The sequence below is a fragment of the Candidatus Zixiibacteriota bacterium genome, assembly GCA_040752595.1.
GTDB lineage: Bacteria > Zixibacteria > MSB-5A5 > WJJR01 > WJJR01 > JACQFV01.
In genome coordinates this window covers 2,149-18,055 of the sequence record JBFMGX010000050.1, presented here as the reverse complement: position 1 = coordinate 18,055, position 15,907 = coordinate 2,149, and the positions used below count along the sequence as shown (strand labels likewise).

At 61.1% G+C, this 15,907-nt stretch carries 13 protein-coding genes; 4 read left to right on the top strand and 9 right to left on the bottom strand.

Features of this window, described 5'->3' with window-relative positions; genetic code table 11:
• Positions 1-233 precede the first annotated feature (233 nt).
• From AB1792_11910 to AB1792_11890, 5 genes are all read right to left on the bottom strand, one after another.
• Positions 234-1,406, bottom strand: a complete 1,173-nt coding sequence (locus AB1792_11910) for a hypothetical protein (GenBank protein MEW5702917.1) — start codon at positions 1,404-1,406, stop codon at positions 234-236.
• Positions 1,407-1,484: 78 nt separating this feature from the next.
• Positions 1,485-3,338, bottom strand: coding sequence for a glutamate mutase L (locus AB1792_11905; protein ID MEW5702916.1), 1,854 nt, complete (start codon positions 3,336-3,338; stop codon positions 1,485-1,487).
• A gap of 1,019 nt (positions 3,339-4,357) precedes the next feature.
• Entirely contained in the window at positions 4,358-4,912 is a 555-nt protein-coding gene (locus AB1792_11900; GenBank protein ID MEW5702915.1) for a hypothetical protein, read from the bottom strand.
• A gap of 55 nt (positions 4,913-4,967) precedes the next feature.
• Complete coding sequence (locus AB1792_11895; protein MEW5702914.1) at positions 4,968-6,059, bottom strand: NYN domain-containing protein; 1,092 nt, start codon at positions 6,057-6,059, stop codon at positions 4,968-4,970.
• 318 nt (positions 6,060-6,377) lie between these two features.
• Complete coding sequence (locus AB1792_11890; protein ID MEW5702913.1) at positions 6,378-7,091, bottom strand: hypothetical protein; 714 nt, start codon at positions 7,089-7,091, stop codon at positions 6,378-6,380.
• Between the two features lie 464 nt (positions 7,092-7,555).
• Between AB1792_11890 and AB1792_11885 the strand changes: the two genes are divergently transcribed.
• Positions 7,556-8,437, top strand: a complete 882-nt coding sequence (locus tag AB1792_11885; GenBank protein ID MEW5702912.1) for a hypothetical protein — start codon at positions 7,556-7,558, stop codon at positions 8,435-8,437.
• 126 nt (positions 8,438-8,563) lie between these two features.
• Here the strand turns inward: AB1792_11885 and AB1792_11880 are convergent, their stop codons facing one another.
• From AB1792_11880 to AB1792_11865, 4 genes are all read right to left on the bottom strand, one after another.
• Positions 8,564-9,613, bottom strand: coding sequence for a helix-turn-helix domain-containing protein (locus AB1792_11880; protein ID MEW5702911.1), 1,050 nt, complete (start codon positions 9,611-9,613; stop codon positions 8,564-8,566).
• 65 nt (positions 9,614-9,678) lie between these two features.
• Positions 9,679-10,008 carry a killer suppression protein gene (locus AB1792_11875; GenBank protein MEW5702910.1) on the bottom strand — a complete coding sequence of 110 codons (330 nt, stop codon included), beginning with the start codon at positions 10,006-10,008 and terminating at the stop codon, positions 9,679-9,681.
• 152 nt (positions 10,009-10,160) lie between these two features.
• Positions 10,161-10,574: a ferritin-like domain-containing protein gene (locus AB1792_11870; protein ID MEW5702909.1), complete on the bottom strand. Its 414-nt coding sequence runs from the start codon at positions 10,572-10,574 to the stop codon at positions 10,161-10,163.
• 134 nt (positions 10,575-10,708) lie between these two features.
• Positions 10,709-11,551, bottom strand: coding sequence for a M23 family metallopeptidase (locus tag AB1792_11865; GenBank protein MEW5702908.1), 843 nt, complete (start codon positions 11,549-11,551; stop codon positions 10,709-10,711).
• 225 nt (positions 11,552-11,776) lie between these two features.
• Here AB1792_11865 and glmM point away from each other — a divergent pair, with 225 nt between their 5' ends.
• The 3 genes from glmM (at position 11,777) to glmS (ending at position 15,822) form a co-directional block, all read left to right on the top strand.
• The gene (glmM, locus tag AB1792_11860) at positions 11,777-13,120 is read left to right on the top strand and encodes a phosphoglucosamine mutase (protein ID MEW5702907.1); all 1,344 of its coding nucleotides are present in this window, start codon (positions 11,777-11,779) and stop codon (positions 13,118-13,120) included.
• An 81-nt stretch (positions 13,121-13,201) separates the two neighbouring features.
• Complete coding sequence (locus AB1792_11855; protein ID MEW5702906.1) at positions 13,202-13,969, top strand: hypothetical protein; 768 nt, start codon at positions 13,202-13,204, stop codon at positions 13,967-13,969.
• Positions 13,970-13,995: 26 nt separating this feature from the next.
• Positions 13,996-15,822 (top strand): glutamine--fructose-6-phosphate transaminase (isomerizing), encoded by a 1,827-nt coding sequence (gene glmS / locus AB1792_11850; protein ID MEW5702905.1) that lies wholly within the window; start codon positions 13,996-13,998, stop codon positions 15,820-15,822.
• The last annotated feature ends 85 nt before the right edge of the window (positions 15,823-15,907 follow it).

Genomic DNA, 15,907 nt, shown 5'->3' with positions numbered 1-15,907 from the left:
GATGGTTACTCGACGATGCGAAATCTCTGACTTCCTGTGGATTCGACCTGTCCCTGAGGCGGGACAACGACCGTTGGAACCTATCCCGGCCGACGCATCGGAGTCAAGTGCAATGTGCGCCCGCGGCACACCGCGATCACAGATCGCGGCCACGCACTGCTGTCGATGTTGTGTGCCCGCGATCTCTGAGCGCGGAACTCAAACACAAGAACAAGTATGGAGAGGCGGCGGAATCAGGTCTCCTCGATCATCTCGACATTGGCGCGCGGCACAGTCACCTGTTGGCCACTGTCGAGCCTGACTTCGAGGACACGCGCGTGCGATTCCGATTCGAGCTTCTGAAGCGGCGCGGGTAGATCGGTCACGATGCCGAGTTGGCCGAAGTATGGTTGCCGGATGACACGTACGGGAGAACCAACCGCCAGCCCGGCAATCTGCGGTTCGGCGACCTGATCGACCGACTTCGTGACTCTGGGAATGACGACTTCGGGGCGGATCACACCGGCGCGAATCTGCGTGGCGCCGTTGATGCAGGCCATCTCCCCTTCATGGCGTTTTAGCAACTGAAATGTCTTCGCCGCCATCGCAATCTGCCCGAATCCCTCCGTGACCACGAGCGTGATTCCCAGTTCCTCCGAGCCGGTGATCGCCACGCCGAGATCGTAACCAAGGAAATCGCGCAGGTCGCGGTCGCCGAAGCCACCAACGACAATCCCCCGCGCTCCAGCGGCAATCGCCTTCTTCATCGCCGCTGCCGTGACCAGTGAGCCGCCGACGAGCACCTGACCTCTGCAGTCAGAGGGAACGTGCGCCTCGTCGAGCACTTCATTGTGATCTCTAGAGAGGACTCGCAGCGGCCCGTGCGTCTCGCCGCCGATGCCGAAGATCCCCTGCACGAAGGCGCCGAGGCAGGCCACGGTCACGCCCTCGCGGGGATGGACATCGGTCACTTCTCCTTTCAAGTATGCTTTAACCTGCACCGGCAGCGGCAGACCGCGCAGGAGCACCTGGCCCGTGATGTGGGAGACATTCTCGATTGTGCCTTCGATCTTGGATTTGCATTCGGACCTGAACAGCCCGAAGAACGACGACGAGCGCGCAATCACCTCGCCTGGCTTGATCGCCTCGCCTTCCTTCTTAAGCATGCACTCGGGGACATCCTCCGGCGGCACGCCGAGAATGTTGGCGACATTGACCGGCTCGACCGGACCGGGGAGATGCGTCTGCGCCACGACCGTATCGGGCTCGACCGGATCCCCTTTCCGGACCAGCACATCACCCTTGAGCGGCAGGATGCGCTCCTTGACGATCCGCATCTGCGCGGTGACCTTCAGTCCCGGTGTGTACGCGTGGGCCATGGTGTCTTTGTAGGGTGGGCTCTGCCCACCGTTCTGTGTTTCACTCATGTTGGCGGGCGAAGCCCGCCCCACAAATTCTGTCGGGGCACGGCGTGCCGTACCCGTGGGCGACCCACCGGGTCGCCCCTACCCCCGCTCCAGCGCCTCGCGTGGGTAGATGTCCAGCTCGTTCATCCACTCTTTCAACTTCGCCACGCGGACCTTGTCGTCGGTCGGGAGGACAAACGGACGGCCGCGGCCATCGAGAATGATCCCGACCACACCGCCGTGGACTTTGCACTCGCGCTTGACACCCTTCCCAGCGCCGATGTCGAAGGCACGGTGCGGCTCCAACGTCGCCTTGGCCGTCAATGGCAGGTTGGACTTCTCATCGATGCCCAGCGGGAAGAGCTTCATCGTGCCCCATTCGAGCGGGCCCTTTTCCACACGGCCACCGGGGAATTCAATCGTGTAATCGAGGATCGAACCCTTTCCCGATTTCGACTCTCCCGATGGTGCCACGCAGGTGCCGAGATGAATCAGGCAATCCTTGTTGAAGACCTCTGTCGCCGCTTTCGGATGCACATCGGCGAGCACGCCCAACTGCGGCATCATGAAGATCGAATCGACCGCCAGACGGGTCACGCCTTCAGGGAGGAAGGCATCGATCAGCATCAACGCGGCCTGTTGACGGCGCGGCGCGTGCGAGAGGACTCCGCCGGAGCCGATCAGCATGTCGAGCGTCATCATGTTGACCAGTGTCGCCCCCGACGCCGACTGCTCGAAGGCGTCGGCGATGGTCCGTTGCTGCTGCACCCCCTTGAGTACAGTCGCAAACGACTTGTGCTGAATGAAGGCCAGCCGCAACGCCTCCTTGGCGATCGCCTGCTCGAAGATCAACTCCTCCATCATCTGCGGGATCGTGGTGGGGCGGATCATCTTGTTCTTGACCCGGTTGCGCAGATCACGTTCATCCATGTGGAACGGCACCCAGCGCATGACATTGTCCAGCCCCGCCTCGGCGAAGACATTGGAGATCGAATACGACATGCCGAGATTCGCGGAGACGGTGCGATTGAAGATCCCCTGGAAGACGGAAAAGATGTCGGTCGTGGCGCCGCCGATGTCGACCCCGACCACTTCAATCTTCTTGATGTCGGCGACCCGTTTCATGATCGAGCCGACCGCACCCGGGGTCGGCATGATCGGCGCATCGGTCCACGACATCAGCTTCTTGTACCCCGGCGCCTGCGCCATCACATGTTCCATGAACAGATCATGAATGCGTTCGCGCGCCGGGAGAAGGTTCTCGCGTTCGAGAACCGGACGCAGATTGTCGACGACCGACAAATCGGTCTTCGCGTCGAGCGTCTCCTTCACCGCCCCGGCGGCATCCTTGTTCCCCGCGTAGATGATCGGGAGCTTGTAGCCGGTGCCGAGACGTGGCCTCGGATCGGCCGCCGAGATCAGCTCGGCGATTTCGACCACATGCGTGGTCGTGCCGCCATCGATGCCGCCCGAGAGGAGAATCATGTCCGGCCGCAGACGGCGGATGCGTTCGATCTGCTCATGCGGGAGCCGCTTGTCGTTGGAGGCGATCACATCCATCACAATGGCGCCCGCGCCCAAAGCGGCGCGTTCGGCCGACTCGGCAGTCATCGAGCGGACCACGCCAGCGACCATCATCTGCAGGCCGCCGCCCGCTGAGGATGTCGAGATGTAGATATCGGTGCCGACATTGCCATTGGCCGGAGAAATGATCCGCCCATTCTCGTCGAGGAGCTTGCGTCCCGCCAGTTCTTCGACCTCGCCGACCGCATTCAGGACACCCATCGTGACATCCTCGAAGGGCGCCTCGACCGTGGTCGGCGCTTCGCCGCGGACGATCAGACGGTACTCCTCGCCGCGTTTCTCGATCAGGATCGCCTTCGTCGTGGTCGACCCGCAATCGGTCGCCAGGATGACGTTGACCTGGTCGGGGGTAAGGTTCTTCTCAGACATTGCGTCCTCTGAAGTCGCGCCTGCGTCCGGGGATTGTCCGAACACAAACGTTCATTATACCCCTGCCGGCTCCCGATTCCAACCGTTACCGACCTGTTGTCCCATTCGCCACACGGCGCACACGGCATGAGTCTCAGGAATCAGAAAGGTGAACATCGAATCCCCGTGCCCGGCGGGAATCCGGGGACAGCACTTCCCGCCAGGAATCTCCCAGATTACGATATTGCGCATCGGGCGACCGCGCATATTTTTCGTACGATCCGTGCTGGCTTCCTGCGGATCAACGCGAATTTCGGGAACAGGTCGAAACACTCAGATCGTTTTCGCACAAGGAGACACGCCATGGGTGACAAGGGGAAAAAAGACAAAGCCAAGAGAGAAGAGCGGAAGAAGAGCGTGCTGGATCCCAAGGAAAAACGAAAACTGAAACAAGAAAAAAAGAACAAGTGATTGCTCGCCAGCGCATGACCGTCTCAGGCGGATGATCGCGCCTCCAATGGGTTTCATAACCTCGGTCGGGATGCAAGCTCCTGGTGCCACGGGTCTTTAGACCCGTGAATCCCCGATGTGGGGTGGCGAGACGCACGGGTCTGAAGACCCGTGGCACAGCGTCCCGTATGTGTTGTGAAACCAATTCTCGCGAAGCTCTTAAACCAAGTGAACTGTCCGTCCGTTCGCCCGATGGCCTGCCGGACCGGGAGTGGCTTCTTGTCTGCCATCGCCAGGCCGCGATCTGAGATCGCGGGCACGCATTTCCGTCATTCAAGCCACCCGGCCGTGCACGTTTGCACATGAGTGCGGGTCAGCCCTTGGGCTGACCTACGGGCCGTAGGCCCGTTCCTATCGCGTCTCTGTGCCACGGTTTTTCAAACCCGTGCACCGAATCGTCACGAGTGTGAAGCCCCGTGGCACGGTGCTCGTCGCTACGCGACGACGGTCAGCCCAAGGGCTGACCCGCACACACCACAAAACATTAGGAGCGCGGTTCGACCCGGCTCACCGCATGCAGGGCTTCTGTCCTACGAGCTTTCTAGTTCGCTGTCAAGCTCATCTTCGACTTTGGGCGCTATCTCGGCTTGTTGAGTAGGAGCAAGGGGCGCCATCACGCCGAGACTCTCAAGATATTGCAGATACGGTCGATTCTTCTGTGAGACCTCAGCCAAGATCCGACGGAACTGCTCTGCTCCAGGACTTTCAGGCAACGACTTGGTCTTAATCAAACGCCAACAATCAAGGGAGTAAGGCCACGATTCGGAGAGGAGCAGCTTGCTGACCCGGCTGTCGAGTTCACCCATGGAGGGCATCAGGCAGGCGTAGATATTCCCGACGAAAGCTAAAGGAATCCCAACCACAGCAAGTGGGATTCTCAGGAGAGGCGCTTTCTCCCAAATCCACGATAAGCCAAGAAGTGGCCCTAGAAAGCAGACGATCCAAATCAAGCTCATGGGGAACAAGAGCAGACCAAATGTCACTGAGACCAGAATGCCAAGCACAAAGGTCGTGACAAGCTGAACCGGAATAACGAGCCATGCGACCAACATGAGCGCGGCATCGAGTGCTCTGTTTGCCCACATCTTAACTCTCTCTTTGCCCGGCTGGACGGACCTGTCAGCCGGGTGCGTGCTCTGTCTACGTCGCCACCGCCTCCCCCGGGGCAGGTTGCTCGGCGTGGGGACGGACATTCTGCGCGGCGCCGGCCTTGTCGGGACCGGGGTCGCGCTTGACTTCAAAGTCGAGGTGCCACCCCTCGTCGATGGCATCGAAATCGAGACCGTTCTTCAGATCGGTGATGTGGAAGAAGTATGAGCGCCCATCGTTGGTCTGCAGGAACCCATATCCCTTTTCCTGGAACTTGCGCGCCACACGCCCGGAGAGCGTCTGCCCCACCATGCTGGGCATCTCCACCGTCTCGCTTGTCTCGGATTCGACACCGGAGCTCACCAACTCGCGCTGCTCTTCGTCTTTCTGACGCGCGAATTCCCCGCGGCAGACGTCGCAGTAGAATTTCTTGCCGCGGCGCGGATAGAAGGTCGTCCAGACTTTGCGCTCGCCTTTGTGAATCGGTGACTCGCACTCCAGCATGTGCGGTTCATAGCGTAACTCGAGTTGATTGCGCAAATCATCCAGCCAGATGATGTCGAAGTCCTTCACGCGGGCATCGTCGCGCGGATCGGCCAAGGCCGGGCTGCAACTACTCTTGATCGAGGCGATCGCGACGCGTTTGCCCAGACGCCGCACCAGTTGCAGCGCCGGACGGAAATCCTCATCGCCCATCACGCCGATGCCGATGTCATAGGCATTGGTCGCCGCCATCTGGACCATGTGCGTGGCCAGGGCGATGTCGACGCACTTCTCCTTGGGCTCGAACGAATCGTGGATGTCGCGGTCGACGGCGCGCAGACGCCGCCCACGGAAATTGATCGGAAAGGTCTCCACCTCGTAGTGGTAGTCCTCTTTCAGCATGGCGAAGAAGTCGAGCCGCCGTTGCACCGCTTCATCATCGCGCAGATCGTAGTTGGCGGCGTAGCTGCCGAACAGGTAGGTACGCACGACGTCCAATCCAACCGTATCGCCGCCCATGCGGGTCCCCACTTCACCGGAGAGGACACGCGGCAGCTTGCCGAAATCGATGTGGAAATCGGGGCGGATGTACGACTCGGCCAGACGCGGCATGTTCGAGTAGAGCCAAGTGCCATCGATGAATAGCATGATCTTCGCCATATCAATCTCCTGTAAACTCGTACGGACGTCAGAGAATCAGAGCCGACAACCAGATTCTATCCCGTGGGCGACGTGTGGCCCGTGCAACTGACCAACTCTATGCTCAGTCCTCCTTTCTGCCAGATTCTCGATCAATCTCGAACTCGTCACCAGTGCGGTCGGATACCCACACCACTGTCGCGCCGGGTGTGGGCACCCGGCGTTACCCACATAACCTCTCCCTCCGGCTCGGCCTGAGCGAAGTCGAAGGGGAGAGGTCGATCCGCCGCAGGCGGATCGGGTGAGGGTGTTGTGAATACCATCCGCTCGGCCCTCGATTCACAACCCCAGCCACTGGATCGCCGCGCCGCAGGCGAAGAGGGCGAAACCCGCCAGGGCATGGCTCCAACGCTCCAAACGCCCCAGCGGCAGGACATTCAGACCGAACGTGAGCGCCAACGACAGCGCCGCCATCGTCGTGATGGTCACGGCGCCGAAAACCAGCGTGACCAGCGCCAATCCCCACCAACTGTGCTGCGCCGCCGGGACCATGAGAAGCGGGATCAGCGGCTCGCAGGGGCCGAAGACAAAGATCGTAAAGAGAATCCACGGTGTGATGTTGACCTTCCCGGCTGTCGTGTGCGCGTGGGCGTGGGCATCGGCATGCCCGTGCGTGTGATCGTGCACCGTGCCGTCGCCGTGGACATGCAGATGCATATGTGCCCGGCCTCGCAGTGCACGCCATACGCCCCAAGTGCCGTAGGCGAGACCGAAACCGATCAATCCCCACGCCGCCCAAGCGCCGCGCGCCGCCTCAAAGGCCTCCATTCCGCCCAAGGCCCAGCCCAGCGCGATTCCCAGAATCCCGATCACGACCGAGCTGCCGACATGACCCACGCCGCAGGCCAGCAGGATGACCGACATGCGCGCCATCGACCAGTTCCGCGCCTTGGCCATCGCCACGAACGGGAGATAGTGGTCGGGTCCGAGGACGGTGTGGACAAATCCGATGGTCGCCGCGGTACCGAGCAGCAACGAGAGATCAGGGGTCATACGGTCAGTCTTTCGTGAAGGTGATGCATCCCATGAAGAGTAGCTACAACGCACCGTTACGGGAATCAACAGGTTACACCTCAAAATCGTCTCCAGGGGCGGGGGTAATGGACAGGCCGCCCTGCTCCATTGGAACGATTCACCAACCTGAGGGTTCCATTCCATCCCGGTCGTGGGACTGTGCTTGTCATGCCCGGAGACGGCAGGAATTCCGTTTCATGACAGTCTTTTTTCCCAAACATATTGGGACAGAATGTGGTATACCTGCCGTTACCGGTGGGTTTTGCCCGGTTGCAAGACGAGACTTATCTTGTAGAAATTCGAAGGCGCGGGCAAAAATCGGGACCCAATTCCTCGCCGGAGTGTTTAATTGCCAGTGTCATCGGCCACGGTCGACGGCCTGGTGATTGTGCCGACAAGAAGACAAGAGTAGCAGGGATAACGGTTCTGCAAGGGAGGAAGGAATGTCGTTTCTCGAGCGTCACCAAACCAGTGTCGCGGTTGTCGCGGCGCTGGCCCTCTTCGCCGGTGCGGCCTATGTCTGTTCGGGGCCGAACTGCGGCGCCAACTGCCCATTGAGCGGGTTGTTCTCCGCCTCGACCGCCTTTGCCGGTCCGGGGTGCAGTGCAGAAGCCAAGGCCAAGTGCGATGCCAAGACGGCCGCGGCTTGTGCCGCCGGCGCCAAGGCGACCCAAGCGAACGCCACGCAGGCCGATGGCAAGACCTGCGCCGCACATGCTGACGGCAAGACCTGTTCCAAGGATGAGTGCATCAAGTCCCTCATGACCGAGAAGGGGATGACCCGTGAGCAGGCCGAGGCCTACTACGAGGCGAACTGCAAGAGCGCGCACGGGAACCTGACCACCGCGGCAGCCACCTCGACCTCAGCGTGCCCGCACGCTACGGCCACGGCGGCGGTCGCGACCCAGACATCGGGCAAGGACTGCGGCGACAAAGAGACCTGCATCGCCAAGTGCATGAAGGAAAAGGGATACACCCGTGCCGAAGCCGAGGCCTGCTGGGCCAAGTGCCAGGCCGACAAGGCCTCTGGGAAGCAGTGTTCCCATGGGATCACCACCGCCGCCGCGATCGAGACCACTCCGGTTCCGTCGCGCGAGGCGTGTGTTGATGCCTTGGTGGCCAAGGGGATGACCCGTGAGGCGGCCGAAGCGCATGTGGCCAAGTGCGAGAAGGACGGGATGACCGCCGAGGCGGCGGTGACGACTGCTGGTGCCGGTTCGGGTTGTGTCGGCCACGCCAAGGCCGCCGGCGCCGGATGCTGCGCCAAGAAGGCGAGCACGACGACGACCTCTGCCGAGGCGTCCGGTTCGGGCAGCTCGCACTAATCCGACTGTTCGACGATTCTGATCAACATGAACCCCCGCCGATGTCGGCGGGGGTTTGTATTTGGGGCGAGAGGGTAGTAGCTCGGGCGCCACGACCGAGGGGACCCTTGCGAGCGTCGATGAGATCTACTCGCACCCAGGGTCCGTCCACGTCATGCGCACACGCAGGTTATTCAGGTGGCTGTGTGGGATGTATCCCTCATGCTGAAGGCGCCCCACCACGATCCCAGGACTGATCCTCAAATCGCCAGCAAAAGCCCGTACGGCGTTCGCGCTACGTTTCTGGGATTGTTTGAAATCCTGCAACTGAAGACGTGGAATCAGGTGGTTTGAGGCAAACTCGTCGGCTTCAATTTCCTTTTGCGATTTCTGTCCGTCGTCCTTGACGATTCCTGCACAGAGATCATCCAAGAAGGCTTCTCGCTTCCCGTGGCGCAGTATGTGAGCCGCCTCGTGGAAGAAGCTAAACCAGAAGATGTCAGCATACCTGCCACGAAGGCACAATTGAATTAGCGACTTTTGAGGCGAAAGCCATCGTGTGGCGCCGCTTGCGCGCATTTTGGGCAGCTCGCGTACCAAAACTACGGCAACTCCGGCTGCGGAGCAGAGGCGGCGCAGTTCGATAAGGAACACCTGTGGTGGCTTGACGGTCAACGCGCGCGCCTCCTGCAGGGCCTGCCGGAAGCGCTCGGCGTCGAACGGCTCACACTCAATGGCTTGTGCCTCGATTTCCCCTTTACGCAACCACGCGGATAGGGAGTACTTGTCAGCGGCGAGCTTTGCGGGCATGCGGAAAGACGCACTTGGCAAGCAGACGCGGTCAAACTCCTGCGGTGATGCGATGCCGAAGAAGTTCAGTAGTCCCTGGAGCTTCTGCACAGCGGTGTTGGCAGCTGGCAACCACTCGTGCTTAGTCATCTCCTTGATTGGGAAGCGCCTCGCCCAATCGACACTTACCTCCAGCCGCCGGCTCTCCTGATCAAGCTCGAGATACGTCCGATAGTGCGCCTCTCTGCTCACCCAGAACGCAGCAGAAACTCCCAAGACACGCTCGAACTGGAGTGCAGTTTCGGACGTGATTGCCGTCTTGCCCATGACGATTTGGTTAATCGTCTTGAGTGGCCGACCCGTGCGTCGCGCCAGGTCTCTCTGGGTCATTCCGACTGAATTCAGCACGTCTCGAAGGGTCTCTCCTGGGCGAGTGACAGAGTCGGGAGCGTATCGGTAGGTTGGGTTCCCAGTCACTGGTAGTCCTCCACATCTACGATAGAAACAGACGTGACCTTCGACCAGTCGAGACCTCCGTCAGGCTTGATCGGAGCTGGATCTTGGGCGGGGACAAAGAGCAATCGCCACCCTTTGTCCAAGTCCACTGCCAACTGACCCTTACGGTCGCCTTTGAGCTCGTGGCAATTCCCGATACCCCGCATGTCGCTGAGTCGCAGCGCTGCGGTCAAGTCGTCCAGTCGTCGACGGATCAGGCGAAACCTCCGATCCCCGTAGGCTCTGATTCCCTTCTGCTTCTCATTGCATGCCACCATGAGGCGCTCAGACTTGAAGTAGACGTCCATTGTGTCCCGTTGCGCCTGCTGGTAAACTGTTAACGGATTCCGTTAAACATTTGTTTGAGCAAATCCAAGCGCTACCCAACAGGCCCCCGCCTTCGCGAGACCATTTCGCGGCCTTCCGTTCCTCGGCATGAGGACCTGCCTCGGAATGCGGTCTACTTCCCCAGCACCGTCTTCCACTGCTCGGCATGACGGTTCTCGTCGATCAGCAGGTCCTCCAACAGACGCCGCGTGATCGGGTTGTCGTCGCCGATCATCTTGATCTGCTTGCGATATGTCTCGATGGCGCGTAGCTCGCCCTCGAGGTCCTCTCTAACCATCTGCATCCAGTCGCCGCCAACCTTGATCTCCGTGGGTTTCACAGTCGGGACCCCACCCAGCTCGCAGATGCGCTCCGCCAGCCGCTCGGCGTGCTTCATCTCATCGATGGAGACTTTGCGAAACAGATCGGTGATCGCCGGCGCCTGCGCACCGGTGACCATGACGTGGTGATACATGTACTGCGTGATCGCCGCCAACTCGTCGGCCAGATCGACCTGCAAGTGCTCAATGAGCTCTGATGCCTTCATCCCCTGTTCCCTCCCATGGTCCGATGCACGGATTGCTGTGTTCGACACACCAAGATACCCCTGGTGTTCAAGGAACACCAACCACCGCGGGGGGATTTTGACAATCCCACGTGCCGCGACGGGACAGACGAGGGTTATTTACCGAGGAACTTGGTCGGATCGACCGGCTGACCGTTCTCGACGATCTCGTAATGCAGATGCGGCGCGGTGGACACGCCGGTGTTGCCGGAGAAGGCGATGCGGTCGCCGCGCTGGACATGATCGCCGGTCGCAACCAGGATCACCGAGTTGTGACCGTACGTCGTCTTGAAGCCGTTGGCATGATTGATCACGATCAAGAAACCATAAACGCTGTCGGCGCCGGCGTACTCGACTTGGCCATCGGCGGTGGCGAGAACCGATGTCCCTTCGCGAACGGCGAAATCGATCCCGCTGTGCCGCAACTCGGGATTGGCGGCGGACGGGGCAAAGCCGCGTGACAGAGGGCCATTCACCGGCATGCCGCGCGGGCGATTGTCCGGATCGGGGGAACAATCGCTGACCAGAATCCCGGGGATCAGCGAACCCGGAGTCTGATGGTCCCCCGTCGTCGCGGCGGCGACATTCGCTCCCAGACTCGCCTCCTCGCTGGCCGCCAAGGCCACCTGCGCCGAATCGGCGAAGTCCGGGACTGAGATCCCCAGCATTTCCGCCACGCGGCGGGTGAAGTCGCGGTGGTATTCCAGTTCGGTCTGCAGACGCGAAACTTGTGCCATGGCCTTCTTCAGCGTCTCGTTCTCACTCTTCAGCGCCTCGATCAGTTGGATCGACCGGAAGTAATACACGGTCATGATGCACGTGGCGACGAGCACCACCCCAAACACCGATCCGACCACAATCAGAAGTCGCGGCAGGTACGACGGGAGGGAGTATGACCGCACCGGCCGTTCCGGCGCACCGGGGGTCATGATCATCAGATTGATGCGCTGTCGGCCCATGGCGTTCCCCTGCGAGCGCATAAAGTATACCGCGCCGACGGGCCCGCGGCATGGGATTTGTGCCATCACTTCGCGGTGGTTCGACCCGGCCGGGAGTGTGTATCTTTCCACGGTGGGCGGAGCCCACCCTACGTGAGAGTTGCCTTGTTCTTGTAGGGTGGGCTCTGCCCACCTGCCAACCGCACGGTGGAACAACACGTTGTTCGGCGGTTCCATGGGGGATGGATGTTGTTGCGCTCGGTGTCAGGGGTTCGCGGGATCGTCGGCGTCGATCTGACGCCGGAGATCGCCGCGCGCCATGCGGCGGCATTCGGGACGATGCTCCATGGCGGGCGGGTCATTGTCGCCTCGGACACGCGCCCGACCGGGCCAATCATCAAAGAAGCCGCGATCGCAGGTCTGCTGGCGGTCGGCTGCGATGTGATTGACATCGGCGTGGCGCCGACGCCGACTGTCCCGTTGGCGGTGACCCACTTCCGGGCACGGGCGGGGCTGGCCATCACGGCCTCACACAATCCGATTGATTGGAACGCCTTGAAGTTCCTGGGTTCTTCGCGGGCGGTTTTCCCCCCGACGATGCTGGAGAAGATCTACCGCCTTGCGGATACCGGCAAACTGGCCTACAAGCGCTGGGATCGGATCGGGAGATGCAGCGCCAGTACGGCAATGCTGGACGTCCACATCAAGAGGATCATGCAATTCCCGGTGATCGATGTCGGAGCGATCCGCCGCCGTCAGCCCAGAGTTGTCTTTGATGCCGGCGGCGGGGCGGCCGCCATTTATGGCCCCACGCTTCTGGAGCGACTCGGATGCCATGTACAGCGGCTGTATTGCCGGCCCGATGGGACCTTCCCCCGTGGGCCGGAGCCGGTCCCAGCGAATCTCAGGCCGCTGGGCGCCGCGGTTCGACGTTCCCGTGCCGACGTCGGCTTCGCCGCGGACCCCGACAGCGACCGTCTGGCCATTGTCGATGAACACGGTCGGCCTTTGGGTGAGGAACGGACGTTAGTCCTGGCCACCTACTGGGTACTCTCGCAGAAGCCCGGCCCGGTGGTGGTGAATCTCTCCACATCGCAGGCCGTCGCCGATGTCGCCGAGTCATTCGGGCAGCGGTGTCGCACGGCCCAAGTGGGCGAAATCAACGTCGCCATGATGATGAAAGCCAAACGGGCAGCAATCGGCGGCGAAGGAAACGGCGGCGTGATCATGCCCGCGTTGCATCCCGGACGCGATGCGTTACTCGGCATGGCGCTGGTTCTCTCACTTCTGGCGCGCTCCGACGTGCCGATTTCAGAGATTGACACCGCTCTTCCACGCTACTTCGCCGCGAAGAAGACACTACCGAGACCCGTTGACTGGACCCAACGGCTGGAACGTTTCGCGCGCCACTTCATAGAAAAGCAACAGGACACCCGTGACGGAGTCAAAGTCATCCTGCCTGAGGCGTCGATTCACGCACGGCATTCCAACACGGAACCGATTGTTCGCATTGCCACCGAGGCGAGGACATCGCGAGAAGCCAACATCCTGTTGCAGGAGGCCATCGGCGCATTGGGATATCGTTTGTAAGGGCACGGCGTGCTTGTCCGCCTCTGGCGGGCAGTGCCCATGGTGGCTCGAGACGTAAGTGTCTGCCAGAAGGAGATGAACATGGCGATCAAACCCCACAAGCGATCCCGATGCGCGGTCATGCTGCCGTTGCTCCTCGCCGCATTGTCAGCCGGTTGCAGCAGTACCGACAGCAAGTGCAAAGTCGACACATCGTATAATCCCAGCATCAACGCCGGTGCGTTCGTCGCCGCGGTCACCAATCCGCTATTCCCGTTGCAGCCGGGAACCGTGTTCGTTTACGCCGAAGGCGAGGACACGGTCGAGGTGACCGTGCTGGCGGAAAAGAAAACGATCCTCGGGGTGTCGTGCACCATCGTCCACGATGTCCTGAGATCGGGAACAGAGGTAATCGAGGATACCTATGACTGGTTTGCTCAGGACACGGCGGGCGCGGTCTGGTACTTCGGCGAGGATACCAAGGAGATGTCGGGCGGACATGTTGTGAGCACCAAGGGTTCCTGGGAGGCCGGTGTCGATGGCGCCCAGCCGGGGATCCTGATTCCATCACATCCGTCGGTCGGGCAGCAGTATCGGCAGGAGTACTATGCTTGTGTCGCCGAGGACATGGGGGAAGTCCTTGATCTGAACGCCTCCGCCGATGTTCCCTTCGGGACGTTCACCAACTGCCTGAGGACCCGTGACTTCACACCCCTTGAGCCGGACGTGAACGAGAACAAGTACTACTTCCCGGGCATCGGACCGTTGCTGACCGTGGATCTCACGAACGGGACGCGTGAAGAACTGGTCAGGGTCACTGTCCCCACGGTGAGTCTCCCCAAGGGGAGTTCCTCCAAGGACGGATGCTGACGCTTGGTGCGAATGCAGAGGATCATATGTGCGGAATCATCGGCTATGTCGGTAATCAAGAAGCGCTCCCGATCCTGATCGAGGGGCTCAAGCGGATGGAATACCGCGGGTACGACTCGGCGGGATTCGCGCTGTTCAGCCCCCAGGGTCTGGTGGCGGAGAAGTTCGCCGGCAAGATCGCGCGGTTGGAGCAGGAGATCACGGGGAAGAACTACCCCGGCACGTGCGGGATTGCGCACACGCGCTGGGCCACACACGGCGAACCGGTCGATCGCAATGCGCATCCCCACATCGACGATACCGGACGGATCGCATTGGTCCACAACGGCATCATCGAGAACTACGCCACCTTGCGCGAGTGGCTGGTGCGCCAAGGGCATCAGTTCGCCACCGAAACCGACACCGAGATCCTCGTGCAACTGATCGCCGAGTACTATGACGGTAATCTCGTCGAGGCAACGCGTCTGGCGCTCATGCAGGTGCAGGGAACCTATGGGATCGCCGTGGCGGCGGTCGGCAATCCCGGATTGATCGTGGCGGCGCGACATGGATCGCCGCTCGTGATCGGGCGCGGCAACGATGAGAACTTTGTCGCCTCCGACGTCGCGGCGCTGATTCGCCACACCAATCAGGTCGTCTATCTCGAGGACTTGGAGATGGCGGCGGTGACGCGCGACGATTCCGAGATCTTCAAGATCGACCGGACCCAAGTGACGCGTGAAATCCAGGCGATCGAGTGGTCGCTGGAGGAGATCGAAAAGGGCGGCTACGCCCATTTCATGCAGAAGGAGATCCACGAGCAGCCGACCACGGTGAAGAACGCCATGCGCGGCCGTCTCAATCCCGATGAGGGAACCTCGCGTCTCAACGGCATCAAACGCCACCTCGATGAGCTGGGGCAGATCGACCGGGTGATCTTCACCGCCTGCGGGACCTCGTGGCACGCGGCGTTGATCGGCGAGTACATGATCGAGGATCTGGCGCGCATCCCGGTCGAAGTCGAATATGCCTCCGAGTTCCGCTACCGCTCGCCGGTGATCCGTCCGGGGACCGCGGTCTTCGTGATCTCGCAGTCGGGCGAGACCGCCGACACGTTGGCGGCGATGCGCGAGGCGCAGCGTAAGGGCGCCACGGCGCTCGGCATTTGCAATGTTGTCGGCTCGACCATCGCGCGCGAGTCCGACGGCGGTGTCTACATCCACGCCGGGCCGGAGATCGGTGTGGCCTCGACCAAGGCATTTACATCGCAGGTGACCGTGCTGGCGTTGATCTCGCTGCTGTTGGGACGACAGCGCGAGATGTCATACGAGCGCGGGATGAAGATGCTCCAGGCGTTGGACCGCATCCCCGATCAGATTCAGTCCATCCTTGACCGCGAGGAGGACATTCGCGGTCTGGCCGCCGACTACTTCCGCAAAGACAACTTTCTCTACCTGGGACGCGGCTACAACTTCCCGGTCGCGCTGGAAGGCGCGCTCAAGCTCAAGGAGATTTCCTACATCCACGCCGAGGGATATCCCGCCGCCGAGATGAAGCACGGCCCGATCGCCTTGATCGACGAACGCATGCCGGTGGTGGTGATGGCGCTGCGCGATTCGGTCTATGACAAGGTGATCAACAACATCCAGCAGGTGAAGGCGCGCCGGGGGACCTTGATCGCCATCGCCACCGAGGGCGACAGCACGATTCAGGAGCACGTCGACCATGTGATCTATGTCCCCGAGACGCTCGAATGCCTCACCCCGCTCCTGTCGATCATTCCGCTGCAACTGCTGGCCTACCACATGGCCGTCCTGCGCGGCTGCGACGTCGACCAGCCGCGCAACCTGGCCAAGAGTGTGACGGTGGAGTAGGGGCGGGTGCAGAGGATCCACCCTACGGCTGCATGTGAAGTAGATCGCGAGGGGTTCGAGGGATTCGTGATCTTACCACTTGGGG

What these genes read in the sequence shown, in the direction of transcription:
- AB1792_11900 (MEW5702915.1), bottom strand. Translation starts at nt 4,912, where the DNA reads ATGTGGGCAAACAGAGCACTCGATGCCGCGCTCATGTTGGTCGCATGG.
- glmM (MEW5702907.1), top strand. Translation starts at nt 11,777, where the DNA reads ATGTTGTTGCGCTCGGTGTCAGGGGTTCGCGGGATCGTCGGCGTCGAT.
- AB1792_11855 (MEW5702906.1), top strand. Translation starts at nt 13,202, where the DNA reads ATGGCGATCAAACCCCACAAGCGATCCCGATGCGCGGTCATGCTGCCG.
- AB1792_11905 (MEW5702916.1), bottom strand. Translation starts at nt 3,338, where the DNA reads ATGTCTGAGAAGAACCTTACCCCCGACCAGGTCAACGTCATCCTGGCG.
- AB1792_11910 (MEW5702917.1), bottom strand. Translation starts at nt 1,406, where the DNA reads ATGAGTGAAACACAGAACGGTGGGCAGAGCCCACCCTACAAAGACACC.
- AB1792_11885 (MEW5702912.1), top strand. Translation starts at nt 7,556, where the DNA reads ATGTCGTTTCTCGAGCGTCACCAAACCAGTGTCGCGGTTGTCGCGGCG.
- AB1792_11875 (MEW5702910.1), bottom strand. Translation starts at nt 10,008, where the DNA reads ATGGACGTCTACTTCAAGTCTGAGCGCCTCATGGTGGCATGCAATGAG.
- AB1792_11870 (MEW5702909.1), bottom strand. Translation starts at nt 10,574, where the DNA reads ATGAAGGCATCAGAGCTCATTGAGCACTTGCAGGTCGATCTGGCCGAC.
- AB1792_11890 (MEW5702913.1), bottom strand. Translation starts at nt 7,091, where the DNA reads ATGACCCCTGATCTCTCGTTGCTGCTCGGTACCGCGGCGACCATCGGA.
- AB1792_11865 (MEW5702908.1), bottom strand. Translation starts at nt 11,551, where the DNA reads ATGGGCCGACAGCGCATCAATCTGATGATCATGACCCCCGGTGCGCCG.
- glmS (MEW5702905.1), top strand. Translation starts at nt 13,996, where the DNA reads ATGTGCGGAATCATCGGCTATGTCGGTAATCAAGAAGCGCTCCCGATC.
- AB1792_11895 (MEW5702914.1), bottom strand. Translation starts at nt 6,059, where the DNA reads ATGGCGAAGATCATGCTATTCATCGATGGCACTTGGCTCTACTCGAAC.